The 15,442-nt window shown below is 70.1% G+C and carries 8 protein-coding genes; 7 read left to right on the top strand and 1 reads right to left on the bottom strand.

Features of this window, described 5'->3' with window-relative positions; all coding sequences use genetic code 11:
• Positions 1 to 167 precede the first annotated feature (167 nt).
• The 7 genes from ISP17_RS07765 to ISP17_RS07735 all read left to right on the top strand — a co-directional run bounded on the left by ISP17_RS07765 (position 168) and on the right by ISP17_RS07735 (position 14,627).
• Positions 168 to 8,786 (top strand): GH36-type glycosyl hydrolase domain-containing protein, encoded by an 8,619-nt coding sequence (locus tag ISP17_RS07765; protein WP_449757870.1) that lies wholly within the window; start codon positions 168 to 170, stop codon positions 8,784 to 8,786.
• A 151-nt stretch (positions 8,787 to 8,937) separates the two neighbouring features.
• Positions 8,938 to 10,596: a glucose-6-phosphate isomerase gene (pgi, locus tag ISP17_RS07760; protein WP_404631769.1), complete on the top strand. Its 1,659-nt coding sequence runs from the start codon at positions 8,938 to 8,940 to the stop codon at positions 10,594 to 10,596.
• A 126-nt stretch (positions 10,597 to 10,722) separates the two neighbouring features.
• Positions 10,723 to 12,375 carry a phosphoglucomutase (alpha-D-glucose-1,6-bisphosphate-dependent) gene (gene pgm / locus ISP17_RS07755; protein ID WP_404631767.1) on the top strand — a complete coding sequence of 551 codons (1,653 nt, stop codon included), beginning with the start codon at positions 10,723 to 10,725 and terminating at the stop codon, positions 12,373 to 12,375.
• Between the two features lie 27 nt (positions 12,376 to 12,402).
• On the top strand, positions 12,403 to 12,945 hold the full coding sequence (locus tag ISP17_RS07750) for a cytochrome b (protein ID WP_404631765.1): 543 nt from the start codon (positions 12,403 to 12,405) through the stop codon (positions 12,943 to 12,945).
• A 46-nt stretch (positions 12,946 to 12,991) separates the two neighbouring features.
• Positions 12,992 to 13,687 (top strand): VIT1/CCC1 transporter family protein, encoded by a 696-nt coding sequence (locus ISP17_RS07745; RefSeq protein WP_404631763.1) that lies wholly within the window; start codon positions 12,992 to 12,994, stop codon positions 13,685 to 13,687.
• 160 nt (positions 13,688 to 13,847) lie between these two features.
• On the top strand, positions 13,848 to 14,060 hold the full coding sequence (locus ISP17_RS07740) for a hypervirulence associated TUDOR domain-containing protein (RefSeq protein WP_404631761.1): 213 nt from the start codon (positions 13,848 to 13,850) through the stop codon (positions 14,058 to 14,060).
• A 3-nt stretch (positions 14,061 to 14,063) separates the two neighbouring features.
• Positions 14,064 to 14,627 carry a DUF488 domain-containing protein gene (locus ISP17_RS07735; RefSeq protein ID WP_404631759.1) on the top strand — a complete coding sequence of 188 codons (564 nt, stop codon included), beginning with the start codon at positions 14,064 to 14,066 and terminating at the stop codon, positions 14,625 to 14,627.
• A gap of 22 nt (positions 14,628 to 14,649) precedes the next feature.
• Here ISP17_RS07735 and ISP17_RS07730 read toward each other — a convergent pair whose 3' ends face one another.
• Entirely contained in the window at positions 14,650 to 15,405 is a 756-nt protein-coding gene (locus ISP17_RS07730) for an ROK family protein (protein WP_404631758.1), read from the bottom strand.
• Positions 15,406 to 15,442 lie beyond the last annotated feature (37 nt).

Genomic DNA, 15,442 nt, shown 5'->3' with positions numbered 1-15,442 from the left:
TGCCGCCCGCCTCGGCGGCCGGAACCCGGATTTCACGCGGCAGGGCGTATCCATGCCCGGTGGATGGCCGCTTTCCCCGCAGGCCGCCGTCCGCGCCACGACTGCCAACGCCCCGCGCTCCGCCGCGACGACGCCCGACAGCCTGTCCGCCAAGGGAGCCGCGCGTCTTGAAGATCCAGCACCGATCGACCTTCCACCCGCCGGTACGCATCAGCGCGATCCTGGGCCGCGACGGGTCGCCGGCAGGCCATGAAAGCGAGGAGCCCACGCTGCGCGGCGAGCTGTTCAGTGCCGAGCAGATGGAGTTGCACGGCGTGCTGCTGGCGCGCCGTCACCGCTTGAGCCCACGTTCCACCTCCGACCGCCTGCTGCGCCGGCTCGACGACAACGACCGCGTACTGGCCGAGGCCTGCGGGTCACTCACCGCCGCCGCGCAGGCCAATCGCCGCGTGTCGCCGGCCGGCGAGTGGCTGCTGGACAACTACTATCTGGTGGAAGAGCAGATCCGCACGGCGCAGCGGCATCTGCCCAGGGGCTACAACCGCGAACTGCCCCGCCTGGCCGACAGCGGCGACGAGGGCTGGCCGCGCGTGTACGAGCTGGCGCTGGAAATCATCCTGCATGGCGACGGCCGCGTGGACGACGACAGCCTCGGCCGCTTCATCACCGCCTACCAGGGCATCCAGCCGCTCACGCTGGGCGAGCTGTGGGCGATTCCGATCATGCTGCGGCTGGCGCTGATCGAGAACCTGCGCCGTGTGGCCGCGCGGGTGATCGCCGACGGCAACTACCGCGAGCTGGCCTGCCAGTGGGCCGACACCATCACCGAGATCGCCGAGCACGATCCCAAGAGCGTGGTGATCGGCGTGGCCGACATGGCGCGCTCCAACCCGCCGATGGCCAGCGCGTTCGTCGCCGAGCTGGCGCGGCGGCTGCAGGGGCAGGGGCCGGGCCTGGCGATGCCGCTGAGCTGGCTGGAGCAACGGCTCGCCGAGAGCGGGTCCAGCGTCGAGCACCAGGTGCAGATCGAGGCGCAGCAGCAGGCCGCCGACCAGGTGTCGATCGGCAACAGCATCGGCAGCCTGCGTCATCTGGCGGCGGTGGACTGGCACGCCTTCGTCGAGCGGCTGAGCGTGGTGGAGCATCTGCTGCGCAGCGACCCGGCCGGCATCCACGCGGAGATGGATTTCGCCACCCGCGATCACTATCGCCATGTGATCGAACGCCTGGCGCGGCGCAGCGGGCGCTCCGAGCCGGACGTGGCGCAGAGCGCGCTGGCGCTGGCGCATCGCGCCGCGGCGGTGGATGCGGCGCCTGGCATCGAGGCGCACGTGGGCTACTACCTCGTCGACGACGGACGCGCCGAGCTCGAACGGGTGGTGAAGCTGCGCTCCGGTCCGCTGGCGCGGTTCGGCCGGCGTGTGGCGCACGCGCCGCTGCCGGCCTATCTCGGCTTGATCGCGTTGCTGACCGTGCTGATGGCCGAGCCGCTGCTGGAGGCCATGGCGCAGAACCATGCACCGCTGTGGGCGCTGCTGCTGCTGGCGCTGCCCGCGCTGCTGGTGGTGAGCCAGCTGGCCACCGGGCTGGTGAACTGGCTGGTGACCGTGTTCGCGCTGCCGGCGCTGCTGCCGCGGATGGATTTCTCCGAAGGCCTGCCGGACCATGCGCGCACGCTGGTGGTGATCCCCACCTTGTTTGGCAGCCTGCATGACGTCGACGAGCTGGTCGATGCGCTGGAAGTGCGTTACCTGGCCAATCGCGATCCCAACCTGCACTTCGGCCTGCTCAGCGATTTCATCGACGCGGCCACCGAAACCACGCCACAGGACGCCGCGTTGCTGGCGCGGGCCAAGGCGCGCATCGAGGCGCTCAACACGACCTACGCCGGCGGCACCGGCGAGCGGTTCTTTCTGTTCCACCGGCCGCGCGTCTACCACGCACCCGATCGCCTGTGGATGGGCCGCGAGCGCAAGCGCGGCAAGTTGGCCGACCTCAACGCCCTGTTGCGCGGCGGCGGACGCGAGCCGTTTTCGCTGATCGTCGGCGAGCTGGCCGCGCTGCACGGCATCGCCTACGTGATCACGCTGGATTCGGATACCGAGCTGCCGCGCGACGCGGCGCGTCGCTTCGCCAGCGCCATGGCCCATCCGCTCAATCGCCCGGTGTACGACGCCGCGCGCGGTCGCGTGGTGCGCGGCTACGGCATCCTGCAGCCGCGGGTGGGGGTGAGCCTGCCCAGCGCCGCGCGTTCGCGCTATGCACAGCTGTTCGGCAGCGAGGCCGGCATCGATCCGTATACGCGCATGGTGTCGGACGTCTACCAGGACCTGTTCGGCGAAGGCTCGTTCATCGGCAAGGGCATCTATCACGTCGATGCGTTCCGCCTGGCGCTGGAACGCCGTTTTCCCGACAACGCCATCCTCAGCCACGACCTGATCGAGGGCGCCTTCGCACGCTCCGGCCTGCTCTCCGACGTGCAGCTGTACGAGCCGTATCCGTCGGGCTACCTGGCCGACTGCCAGCGGCGGCATCGCTGGATCCGCGGCGACTGGCAGATCCTGCCGTGGCTGTTGCCGCGCGCGCCCGGGCCGCACGGCTGGCAGCACAACCCGCTGTCGGCGCTGTCGCGCTGGAAGATCCTCGACAACCTGCGCCGCAGCCTCGTGCCGGCGGCCTTCGTGCTGCTGTTGCTGGTGGGCTGGCTGGGCGTGGCGCAGGTGGTGTCGTGGACGGCCGCCATCCTCGGCCTGGTGGTGCTGATGCCGGTGCTGGGCACCATGCTGGTGCTGGTGCAGAAATCGCCGGACGTGCAGTGGCGGCCGCACCTGCGGGTGGTCGCGCGCGCGGGGGTTGCGCAGGGCATGCGCGCGGGATTCTGGGTGATGACGCTGCCGCACGAGGCGCTCTACAGCCTCGATGCGGTGATGCGCAGCCTGTGGCGGATGGGCGTGAGCCGGCGCCGCCTGCTGCAGTGGCGGGCGTCGCGCGACTGCACGCACGATCCGCGCGGCCCGCTGGCGCAGGTGCTGCGCCGGATGTGGATCAATCCTGCGCTGGCGATCGCCGCGGCGGTGGCGCTGGCCGTGCTGCGCCTGCCGGCGCTGCCGGTGGCCGTGCCGTTGCTTGCGCTGTGGGCGCTGGCGCCGGGGCTGGTGTGGTTCTCCGGCCGGCCGCGTCGGCGCGAGGTGTTCGCGCCCACCGCCACCCAGCAGCGTTTCCTGCGCATGCTGGCGCGGCGCATCTGGGGCTTCTTCGAGGTGCACGTGGGCAGCCACGACAACGCGCTGCCGCCGGACAACATGCAGGAGCATCCGACCGAGGCGATCGCCCATCGCACCTCGCCGACCAACATCGGGCTGGCGCTGCTGTCCAACCTGGCCGCCTACGATTTTGGCTACATCACCGCCGGTCGGTTGATCCAGCGCACCGCCGACACGCTGCACACCATGCAGGGGCTGGCGCGCTACCGCGGGCATTTCTTCAACTGGTACGACACCGTGTCGCTGCAGCCGCTGGCGCCGCAGTACGTGTCGAGCGTGGACAGCGGCAACCTGGCCGGCCACCTGCTGACCCTGCGCCCCGGACTGCTCGCCCTGATCGACGCGCCGGTGTTCCATCCGCGCCTGCTCGATGGTCTCGCCGACACCCTCGACCTGCTGGCCGGCGCGAGGCCTGACGACGACTTCCTGGTCGCCGCCTGTGGCGAGCTGCTGCAGCGGCTGGACGAGGCGCGCGACGCGCCACCCCGCACGCTGGTGCAGGCCCGCGATGCGGTGCGTCCGATCCATGCCGGCGTCCTCGCCATGCGCACGCACGTCCCGGCCGACGATGTGCGCGACGAGGCCGCACTCTGGTACGGCCGGCTGGTGGAGCAGGTACGCGACGTGTTCGGCGAGCTGGACTATCTGGCGGACAGCCCGCTGGCCGACGGCATGCCCACGCTGCGGCAGCTTGCAACGTACGCGGCGCCGATGGCTCCGGGAACCGACTGCGTGGCCGATCGCGCCTGCGCGCGCGTCGGCGAGCTGGGCCAGCTGGCCCGCCTCGCCGGCGACATGGCGGTGATGGATTTCAGCTTTCTCTACGACCGCCGGCGCGACCTGCTCAGCATCGGCTACAACGTCGACGAGCGCCGCCTGGATGCCGGCTTCTACGACCTGCTCGCCTCCGAGGCGCGGCTGGCCAACTACGTGGCGATCGTCCAGGGCCAGTTGCCGCAGGAGGGCTGGTTCACGCTGGGCCGCCTGCTCACCACCACCACGCGCGGTCGCCCGGTGCTGCTGTCGTGGACCGGCTCGATGTTCGAGTACCTGATGCCGATGCTGGTGATGCCCAGTATCGAGGGCACGCTGCTGGACGAGACCTGCCATGCCGCGGTGGCCCGTCAGATCGAGTACGGCCAGCAGCTGGGCGTGCCGTGGGGCGTGTCCGAGTCGGGCTACAACACGGTCGACGTGCAGCTCAACTACCAGTACCGCGCGTTCGGCGTGCCCGGGCTGGGCCTCAAGCGCGGGCTGGGCGACGACGTGGTGGTGGCGCCCTACGCCAGCACCATGGCGATGATGGTGGCGCCCGCCGCGGCCTGCGCCAACCTCGAACGACTGGCGCAGGAGGATCGCCTGGGCCGCTTCGGTTTCTACGAGGCGATCGACTACACCCCCGCGCGCCTGCCGCACGGGCAGAGCGCCGTGGTGGTGCGTTCGTTCATGGCGCATCACCAGGGCATGAGCCTGCTGTCGCTGGCCCACGCGCTGCTGGACCAGCCGATGCAGAAGCGTTTCGAGGCCGATCCGCAGTTCCGCGCCGGCGCGCTGCTGCTGCAGGAGCGCGTGCCGGAGACGGCGGCCGAATACCGCCATGCGACCGGCTTCCCGATCCAGCCGGTGGACGCCGCCACAGCCGAAGGCACGCTGCGCGTGTTCACCGATCCGGACATGCCGCGCCCGGCCGTGCAGCTGCTCTCCAATGGCCGCTACCACGTGATGGTGAGCAGCGGTGGCGGTGGCTACAGCCGCCTGCGCGACCTGGCGGTGACGCGCTGGCACGAGGACATCAGCAGCGACCACTGGGGCCAGTTCTGCTACCTGCGCGATGTGGAAACCGGCGCGTTCTGGTCCACTGCGCACCAGCCCACGTTGCACCAGCCGGAGCATTTCGAGGCGATCTTCTCCGATGCGCGCGCCGAGTTCCGCGTGCGCGAGCGCGACTACGACGCGCACACCGAGATCGTCGTCTCGCCCGAGGACGACATCGAGCTGCGTCGCGTGCGCCTGACCAACCGCGGCCGCACCGCGCGCACCATCGAGATCACCACCTATGCCGAGGTGGTGATTGCGCCAGCGGCGGCCGACGCGGCGCACCCGGCCTTCAGCAACCTGTTCGTGCAGACCGCCTGGCTGCCCGCGGCGCAGGCACTGATCTGCACGCGCCGGCCGCGTTCGGCCACGGAGGCGGTGCCGTGGATGTGCCACCTGATGGCGGTGCACGACGCGCGGGTGGAGTCGCTGTCGTACGAGACCGACCGCGCCGCCTTCATCGGCCGCGGCCGCAGCCTGGCCCGGCCCAGGGCGCTGAGCGACCGGCTGCAGGCGCAACTGGGCAACAGCGTGGGCTCGGTGCTCGATCCCATCGTGGCGATCCGCTGCCGCATCACGCTGGCACCGGAGCAGTCGGCCACCATCGACATCGTCACCGGCGTGGCCGACAGCGACGAGGCCTGCCGGCATCTGGCGGAGAAGTACCGCGACCGCCATATCGCCGATCGCGTGTTCGACCTGGCCTGGACGCACAGCCAGGTCTTGCTGCAGCAGCTCAACGCGGGTCCGGGCGACGCGCGGCTGTACGAGCGCATGGCCGCGTCGATCATCTATGCCAACACCTCGCTGCGCGCCGAGCCGGGCGTGCTGCAGGCGAACCGGCGTGGGCAGTCCGGGCTGTGGGGTCAGGCGATCTCCGGCGACCTGCCGATCGTGCTGTTGCGCATGTCCGACCCGAGCAACATCGAGCTGGTGCGCCAGCTGGTGCAGGCGCACGCGTACTGGCGGCTCAAGGGCCTGGCGGTGGACCTGGTGATCTGGAACGAGGACCAGGCCGGCTATCGCCAACAGCTACAGGATCTCATCATGGGGCTGATTGCCTCGGGCACCGAGGCGAGCCTGATCGATCGCCCCGGCGGCATCTTCGTGCGCCCCGCCCAGCAGCTGTCGGTGGAGGATCGCGTACTGGTGCGCTCGGTGGCGCGCGTGGTGCTCAGCGATACCCGCGGCTCGCTGACCGAGCAGCTGGCGCGCCGCCGGATGGAGCCGCCGCTGCCGCGCTTCGACCCCACCCGCATCCACGTGCCCGAGTCGGTCGCAGCGGACGCCGCGATCGATCCGCAGCTGGCCACGCTGCAGCTGGCCAACGCCTATGGCGGCTTCAGCGCGGACGGCAGCGAATACGTGATCGTGCTGCACCCGGGCCGCCCCACGCCCGCGCCGTGGTGCAACGTGCTGGCCAACCCGGGCTTCGGCTGCGTGATCTCCGAGAGCGGCGGCGCCTGCACCTGGAGCGAGAACGCGCACGAGTTCCGCCTCACGCCGTGGCACAACGATCCGGTGACCGACGCCAGCGGCGAGGCCATCTATCTGCGCGACGAGGAGAGCGGTCACTGCTGGTCGCCCACGCCGCTGCCGCGGCGCGGCACCGGCCGCTACGTCACGCGCCACGGCTTCGGCTATTCGGTGTTCGAGCACGTCGAGGACGGCATCGAATCGGAGCTGTGGGTGTACGTGGCGCTGCACGCGCCGGTGAAGTTCTCGGTGCTGCGCCTGCGCAACACCACCCGCCAGCCGCGCCGGCTGTCGGCCACCGGTTACGTGGAATGGGTACTGGGCGACCTGCGCGCCAAGTCGGCGATGCACGTGGTGACCGAGTCCGATCCGACCACCGGCGCGCTGTTCGCACGCAACGCCTACCACATGGATTTCGGCGGCCGGGTGGGTTTCTTCGACGTCGACGGCGGCGCGCGCAGCGTCACCGGCGATCGCCGCGAGTTCCTGGGCCGCAACGGCAACATGCGCGCGCCGGCGGCGATGGGGCGCAGCGGCTTGTCCGGCCGGCTCGGCCCGGGGCTGGACCCCTGTGGCGCGATCCAGGTGCCGTTCGAGCTGGCGCCGGGCGAGACGCGCGAGGTGGTGTTCCGCCTCGGCGCCGCGCACGACGAGGCGGGCGCCAGCGACCTGGTGCAGCGCTTCCGAGGTTCGGCCGCGGCTGCCGCGGCGCTCGACGAGGTGCGCATGCACTGGCACTGGACGCTGGGCAAGGTACAGGTGCGCACGCCCGATCCGGCGGTGGACGTGCTCGCCAACGGCTGGCTGATGTACCAGGTGATCGCCTCGCGCTTCTGGGCGCGCAGCGGCTACTACCAGTCCGGCGGCGCGTTCGGTTTCCGCGACCAGCTGCAGGACACCATGGCGATGATCCACGCCAGCCCGTACAGCGCGCGCCAGCACCTGCTGCTCAGCGCGGCGCACCAGTTCGTCGAGGGGGACGTGCAGCACTGGTGGCATCCGCCCACCGATCGCGGCGTGCGCACGCACTGCTCGGACGACTATCTGTGGCTGGCGCTCGCCACCAGCCACTACGTGCACACCACCGCCGACACCGGCGTGCTCGACGAGCGCGTCAACTTTGTCGAAGGTCGCCTGGTGAAGCGCGAGGAAGAGTCGTACTACGACCTGCCCACCCGCTCGGAGCAGTCGGCCACGCTGTACGAGCACTGTGCGCGCGCGATCGTTCACAGTCGCGCGCGCGGCCCGCACGGACTGCCGCTGATCGGCACCGGCGACTGGAACGACGGGATGAACCTTGTGGGCGAACAGGGACGGGGCGAAAGCGTGTGGCTGGGCTTCTTCCTGTACGAGGTGCTACAGCGCTTCGCCGTTACCGCGCGCCGGCACGGCGACGGCCCGTTCGCCGAACAGTGCGAGAGCGAGGCGATCGCCCTGCGCGCGTCGCTGGAAGCGCACGGCTGGGACGGCGCCTGGTATCGCCGCGCCTATTTCGACGACGGCACGCCGCTGGGTTCCAGCGCCAACCTCGAATGCCGCATCGATTCGATCGCGCAGAGCTGGTCGGTGCTCTCCGGCGCGGCGCCGGACGCGCGCCGGCGGCGGGCGATGGAGTCGCTCGATACGCACCTGGTGAAGCGGCGTGCGGGGCTGATCCAGCTGCTGGAGCCGCCGTTCGATCGCTCCGCGCTCGACCCTGGCTACATCAAGGGCTACGTGCCCGGCGTGCGCGAGAACGGCGGCCAGTACACGCACGCCGCGGTGTGGGCCACGATGGCCTTCGCCGCGCTGGGCGACGGCGCCCGCGCGTGGGAGCTGCTGGGCATGATCAACCCGGTCAACCACGGCAGCGGCGCGGGCGACATCGAGGTATACAAGGTCGAGCCCTACGTGGTCGCTGCCGACGTCTACGGCGTGCCGCCGCACCAGGGCCGCGGCGGGTGGAGCTGGTACACCGGCTCGGCCGGCTGGATGTACCGGCTGATCGTCGAGTCGCTGCTGGGCCTGCGGATCGAGGGCGAGACCCTGCGCGTGACGCCGGTGCTGCCGCCGGGCTGGAGTGGTTACGAGCTGGCCTATCGGCATCGCGAAACCGACTACCGCATCATCGTGCGGCCGGGTGACGCGGCGGGTACGGCACCGCGCATCCTCGTCAACGGCGTGCCGATCGAAGGCCAGGTGGTGGCGCTGGTCGACGACGGCGGCGAGCACCGCATCGAGATCGTGCCCTGATGCCTTGACGTTCCGTGCGCGCGCCATCCGGATCATCCGCGGACCGGACGCCGCGATGGCGCGTGCTTGGCGTTAATCTAGACGGCCAGGTGCCAGTGGCATGCCTTTCAGGCACCACGCCGGTCTCCCTCCCACGACGACGGAACGCCCCGTGACCTCCTCCCCGACTCCCGATCTGACCCGGCTCCCGCAATGGCAGGCGCTGCGCGCCCACCACGAGCGCAGCGGCGAGCGCCACCTGCGCGAACTGTTTGCCGCCGACCCCGCCCGCGGCGAGCGCCTCACCGCCGAGGCAGCAGGGCTGTACGTGGATTACTCCAAGCAGCGCGTCGATGACGAGACGCTGCACCTGCTGCACGAGGTGGCCGCAGCCTGCGGCCTGGAAGCGCGCATCGCGGCCATGTTCGACGGCAGGAAGATCAACGTCACCGAAGACCGCGCCGTGCTGCACACCGCGCTGCGCGCCCCGGCCCATGCCAAGGTGACGGTCGACGGCGAGAACGTGATCCCCGCCGTACACGCGGTGCTTGAGCGCATGGCCGCCTTCGCCGACAAGCTGCGTGGCGGTGCGTGGCTGGGCCATACCGGCAAGCGCATCCGCAACGTGGTCAACATCGGCATCGGCGGCTCTGACCTGGGCCCGGTGATGGCCTACGAGGCGCTGCGCCACTACAGCCAGCGCGAGCTCACGTTCCGCTTCGTCTCCAACGTGGACGGCATCGACTTCGTCGAGGCCACGCGCGATCTGGACCCGGCCGAGACGCTGTTCATCGTCTGCTCCAAGACCTTCACCACGCTGGAGACGCTGGCCAACGCGCAGGCCGCGCGGGCCTGGTGCCTGGCCGCGCTGCAGGACGAGGCGGCGGTGGCCCGGCACTTTGTCGCGGTGTCCACCAACGAGAAGGAAGTGGCGAAGTTCGGCATCGACACCGCCAACATGTTCGGCTTCTGGGACTGGGTCGGCGGGCGCTATTCGATGGACTCGGCGATCGGCCTGTCGACCATGCTGGCGATCGGGCCGGCCGGCTTCGGCGACCTGCTCGCCGGCTTCCACGCGATGGACGAGCATTTCCGCAGTGCGCCGCTGGAGCGCAACCTGCCGGCGCTGATGGGGCTGATCGGTATCTGGAACACCAACTTCCTCGGTGCCGAGACGGTGGCCGTGCTGCCCTATGAGCAGTACCTCAAGCGCTTCCCCGCCTACCTGCAGCAGCTGACCATGGAGAGCAACGGCAAGCGCGTGACGCTGGACGGGCGCGCCGTGGACTACGCCACCGGCGCGATCTACTGGGGCGAGCCGGGCACCAACGGCCAGCATTCCTTCTACCAGCTGATCCACCAGGGCACGCGGTTGATTCCCTGCGACTTCATCGGCTTTGGTCAGCCACTGGCACCGCTGCCGCTGCCGGACGGCAGCGACCAGCACGACCTGTTGATGGCCAACCTTATGGCGCAGGGCGAGGCGCTGGCCTTCGGCAAGACCGCCGACGAAGTGCGCGCCGAAGGCGTGGCCGAGACGCTGGTGCCGCACAAGACCTTTCCGGGCAACCGCCCGAGCACCACGATCCTCGCCCAGCGGCTCACCCCGCACGTGCTCGGTGCGCTGGTGGCGCTGTACGAGCACGCCACCTTCGTGCAGGGCGTGGTGTGGGGCGTCGACTCGTTCGACCAGTGGGGCGTGGAGCTGGGCAAGGTGCTGGCCAAGCGCACCGCCGCCGAGCTCACCAGCGAGGCGGAGCCCGAGCTCGGCCACGACAGCTCCACCAACGCGCTGATCCGCCGCTATCGCGCGCTGCGCGATGGGCGTTGACGCCCTCAGTAGGAGCCGCCTCGGCGGCGATGCCCTTGGCTCGCTGGAGAAAAGGCATCGCCGCCAAGGCGGCTCCTGCATGGGTTGCGTGCACCCGATGCATTCCGTGAACTTCTTCGAGAAACCATGAGCCCCACCATCAGTCCTCTTGCCGGCAAGCCGGCGCCCGCGTCGATCCTCGTCGACGTTCCGCAGCTGCTCGCCGCCTACGCCGACCTGGCGCCCGACCCGTCGGTGCCGGCGCAGCGCGTGGCGTTCGGCACGTCGGGCCATCGCGGCTCGTCGCTGAGCCGCAGCTTCAACAAGGCGCACGTGCTGGCGATCAGCCAGGGGATCTGCGACTACCGTGCGATGAAGGGCATCGACGGCCCGCTGTTCGTGGCGATCGACACGCATGCGCTGTCGGCGCCCGCGTTCGAGGATGCGCTGGAGGTGTTCGCCGCCAATGGCGTTATCAGCATGATCTCGGCCGGCACGCCGTACACGCCCACGCCGGTGCTGTCGCACGCGATCCTCGTCTACAACCGCGGCCGCACGGAGCACCTGGCCGACGGCATCGTGCTGTCGCCCTCGCACAATCCGCCGGCCGACGGCGGCTACAAGTACAACCCGCCCAACGGCGGTCCGGCCGACACCGACATCACCCGCTGGATCCAGGATCGCGCCAACGCGCTGCTGGAAGGCGGGCTCAGGGAGGTGCGCCGCGTGCCGTACGCGCAGGCGCGCCGCTCGTCGCGGGTGATCGAGCACGACTACGTCGCCAGTTACGTGTCCGACCTGGCGAACATCGTCGATTTCGACCTGATCCGCGCCGGCGGCCTCCGGCTCGGCGTCGATCCGCTGGGCGGCTCCGGCGTGCATTACTGGGCGCCGATCGCCGAGCGCTACCGGATCGACCTCACCGTGGTGCGCGAGACGGTCGATCCGCAGTTCGCCTTCATGAGCGTGGACTGGGACGGCAAGATCCGCATGGATCCGTCCTCGCCGTACGCCATGGCCAGCCTGATCGCCATGAAGGACCGCTTCGATGTGGCCTTCGCCTGCGATACCGATCACGACCGCCACGGCATCGTCGCGAAAAGTTGCGGCCTGATGCAGCCCAACAGCTATCTCGCCACGTTGATCGACTACCTGTTCCGCCATCGGCCGCACTGGCGCGCCGACGCGGCGGTGGGCAAGACGGTGGTGAGCAGTTCGCTGATCGACCGCGTGAGCGTGCGGCTGGGCCGACGGCTGTATGAGGTGCCGGTAGGCTTCAAGTGGTTCGCCGACGGCCTGTTCGACGGCTCGCTCGGCTTCGGCGGCGAGGAGAGTGCGGGTGCGTCGCTGCTGCGCATGGACGGCAACGTGTGGAGCACCGACAAGGACGGCATCGTGCCGGCGCTGCTGGCCGCCGAGATGACCGCGCGCGAGGGGCGCGATCCGGGTGAGCGCTACGCCGATATCACCGCGGCGCTGGGCACGCCGCATTCCGATCGCGTCGACGCGCCAGCCACGACCGAGCAGAAGGCGCGGCTCGGCAAGCTGTCGCCCGCGCAGGTGCACGGCACCGAGCTGGCCGGCGACCCGATCACCACGGTGCTGGACAAGGCCCCGGGCAACGGCGCGGCGATCGGCGGCATCAAGGTGGTGACCGCGGCCGGCTGGTTTGCCGCGCGCCCCTCGGGAACCGAGGCGATCTACAAGATCTACGCCGAGAGTTTCCGTGACGAGAACCATTTGCGCGAGCTGATCGCCGAGGCGAATAAGATGGTGGACAGCGCGCTGGCCACCCCCTGAGCACCGGCGATTTCCAAGGAGCCTTCCATGTCACCGATCAATCCACCCAGCCGCTATGCGGCGTCGTTGCGCTGGCTGCACTGGATCGTGTTCGCGCTGGTGCTGCTGGCGTACGTATTCATCAACCTGTTCGAGCTGTTTCCGCGCGGCAGCACACCGCGCCTGAACATTCTGGCGGCGCACTACCTGGCAGGCATCGCGGTGCTGCTGCTGGTGCTGCCGCGACTGGCGGTGCGGCTCTCGCACGTGGATCCGCCGATCCAGCCCGCGCCGGATGCGTGGACCCGGCGGCTGAGCAAGCTCACCCACGTGGTGCTGTACCTGTTTCTCATCGCCCAGCCGATCATGGGCATCATTACGCTGCAGATCGCCGGCAAGCCGGTGACGCTGTTCGGCGTCACCTTCCTGCCGGCGCTGTTCGGACCCGGTGACCGCGCGCTGGCGCACCAGTGGGAGGACATCCACGGCACCGTGGGCGAGGTCTTCTACTACGTGATCGGCCTGCATATCGTGGCCGCGCTGTGGCATCACTTCGGCCGCAAGGACAACACGCTGCGGCGCATGGTCTGATCAGTCGCACTGATCCGCCGCCGCAAGACCGACGAGGGGAACGCACATGCATCATCGACACAACGAGCGGCACGTGACCGGCCGCATGGGCTGGCTCCGCGCCGCCGTGCTCGGCGCCAACGACGGCATCGTCTCCACCGCCAGCCTGGTGCTCGGTGTGGCGGCAGCGCATGCCAGTTCGCAGAACATTCTCATTGCCGGCACGGCGGGCCTGGTGGCGGGCGCGATGTCGATGGCCGCGGGTGAATACGTGTCGGTGCACTCGCAGGCGGACAGCGAGACGGCCGAGCTGGCCCGCGAGCGCAAGGAGCTGGAGACCGACGTGGAAGGCGAGCACAAGGAGCTCGCCGCCATCTACGTCGGGCGCGGGCTCGATCCGGCGCTGGCGAAGCAGGTGGCTGAACAGCTGATGGCGCACGACGCGCTGGATGCGCACATGCGCGACGAGCTGGGCATCACCGACACGCTCAAGGCGCGTCCGCTGCAGGCGGCCGGCGCTTCGGCGCTGAGCTTCGCGATCGGCGCGGCGCTGCCGTTGATCGTGGTGGCGCTGGCACCGGCCGGGGTGGTGCTGTGGTCGGTGTTCCTCACCTCGCTGCTCTTCCTCGCCGTGCTGGGTGGCCTGGCAGCGCGCACGGGCGGCTCGCCGGTTCGCGTGGGGGTCATGCGCATCACCTTCTGGGGCGCGCTGGCGATGGCGATCACCGCCGGCGTGGGCATGCTGTTCGGCGTCACCGGCTGAGTTCGACGGAGCGGGTCGTCTGGCTCCCTCCGCATGCTTCCTCGGTCCGCTGTGCCGGGGCGCCGGCTCGAAGGCGCGGGTAGCCACGGCGACTTCACGGGTAGATCAGAGGCGGCGCGTTTCAATGGCGGCCCTGCCGTAGCCCTGCGGAGCGAACGCCATGAAACGTGCCTTTCACGTGGGTGACCACGTCCGCTGGAACTCCGAGGCCGGCCACGTCAGTGGCCGCATCACCAGGGTGCACACGCGCGACGTGGACTACAAGGGCCACACCCATCGCTGCACGCCCGACGATCCGCAGTACGAGATTGCCAGCGACACCACCGACCACGTCGCCCTGCACAAGGGCCGTGCGCTGCATCGGATCGATTGAGCGATGCCTGCCGTGGCGCCCGGCGCCGGGGATGCGAAAACCGTCTGGACCATCGGCCACTCCACCCGCACGCTGGACGAGCTGGTGGCGCTGCTGGTGCACTGGCGCATCACCGCCGTGGCCGACGTGCGGCGCTTTCCCGGTTCACGACGGTATCCGCATTTTTCCAGCGAGGCGCTGGCCCGCAGCTTGCCCAGGCACGGGATCGCCTATCGATGGATTGTGCAGCTGGGCGGGCGGCGCAAGGTGCAGCCCCACTCACCCAACACGAGCTGGCGCAACGCGTCGTTCCAGGGCTATGCCGATCACATGGCCAGCGCGGAGTTCGCCGACGGCCTGGCCGAGCTGCTGGCAATCGCCGGGCCGCAGCGCACTGCGATCATGTGCGCCGAGGCGGTATGGTGGCGCTGCCATCGCTCGATGATCGCCGACCTGCTGTGCGTGCGCGGCTGGACGGTACTGCACATCGCCGATGCCAGCCACGCCAAGCCGCACCCGATGACGGCGCCCGCGCGCGTGGTGGACGGCCAGTTGAGCTACGTGCCGCCCGAGACTGCCGGCGGCTGACCGCGCCGGGACTCTCCCGCCGTCATGGCGCCGCGTCCTGCCACAGCTTGATGCCGCCGGTCAGGCCGGCCGCGTTGTCCACGATGCTGACGTCGGGTGGCAGCGCCAGCGTCACCCTGGCGGCGTTGCCGCCACCCAGGTAGAGGCGGTCGAACTGGAGCAGGGTGCGGAACGCCTCGATGGTTTTTTCCACCCGGCGGTTCCACTTCTTGTCACCGACCTTGTGCCTGGCCGCGTTGCCGACGTAGTGATTGAAGGTCTTCTTCTTGCGGAAGGGAAACTGCGCAAACTCCATGTGCGGCATGCACATGCCGTCGCGAAACAGCGCCGAGCCCATCCCGGTGCCCAGGGTGAGCACCAGCTCCAGCCCCTCGCCCCGGACGACTCCGTAGCCCTGCACGTCGGCGTCGTTGAGCAGGCGCACCGGCTTGCCGCCCAGACGCCGGCCCAGCGCCTCGGCGAGGGGGAAATCCCGCCACGGCTTGTTGCCGAAATGCGGTGCGGTCAACACCCGCCCGTGGCGAACCACCCCGGGAAAGCCGATCGACACCCGGTCGAACGCGCTCAGCGGCGCCACCAGGGCGGCCAGCGCGTCGACCATGCCCTCGGGTGATACGCCCTCCGGCGTGGGCACGCGGACGCGGTCGCCCAGCATGGCACCGTCCTGATCGAGCAGGGCCGCCTTCAATCCGCTGCCGCCGACGTCGATGGCCAGCGTGACCGTGGTGCGTCGTGGCGCAGGCGCCGTACCCGCGTCCCGTCGGGTGGTGCGTTTCATGCGGTTCTCCCTGGGAGCGATGTGGTTGCCGCGCGCA

Source organism: Dyella ginsengisoli, assembly GCF_044904665.1.
GTDB classification, from domain to species: domain Bacteria; phylum Pseudomonadota; class Gammaproteobacteria; order Xanthomonadales; family Rhodanobacteraceae; genus Dyella_A; species Dyella_A ginsengisoli.
The sequence above is the reverse complement of the archived record's forward strand: the minus strand, read 5'-3'. Positions and strand labels throughout refer to the sequence as shown.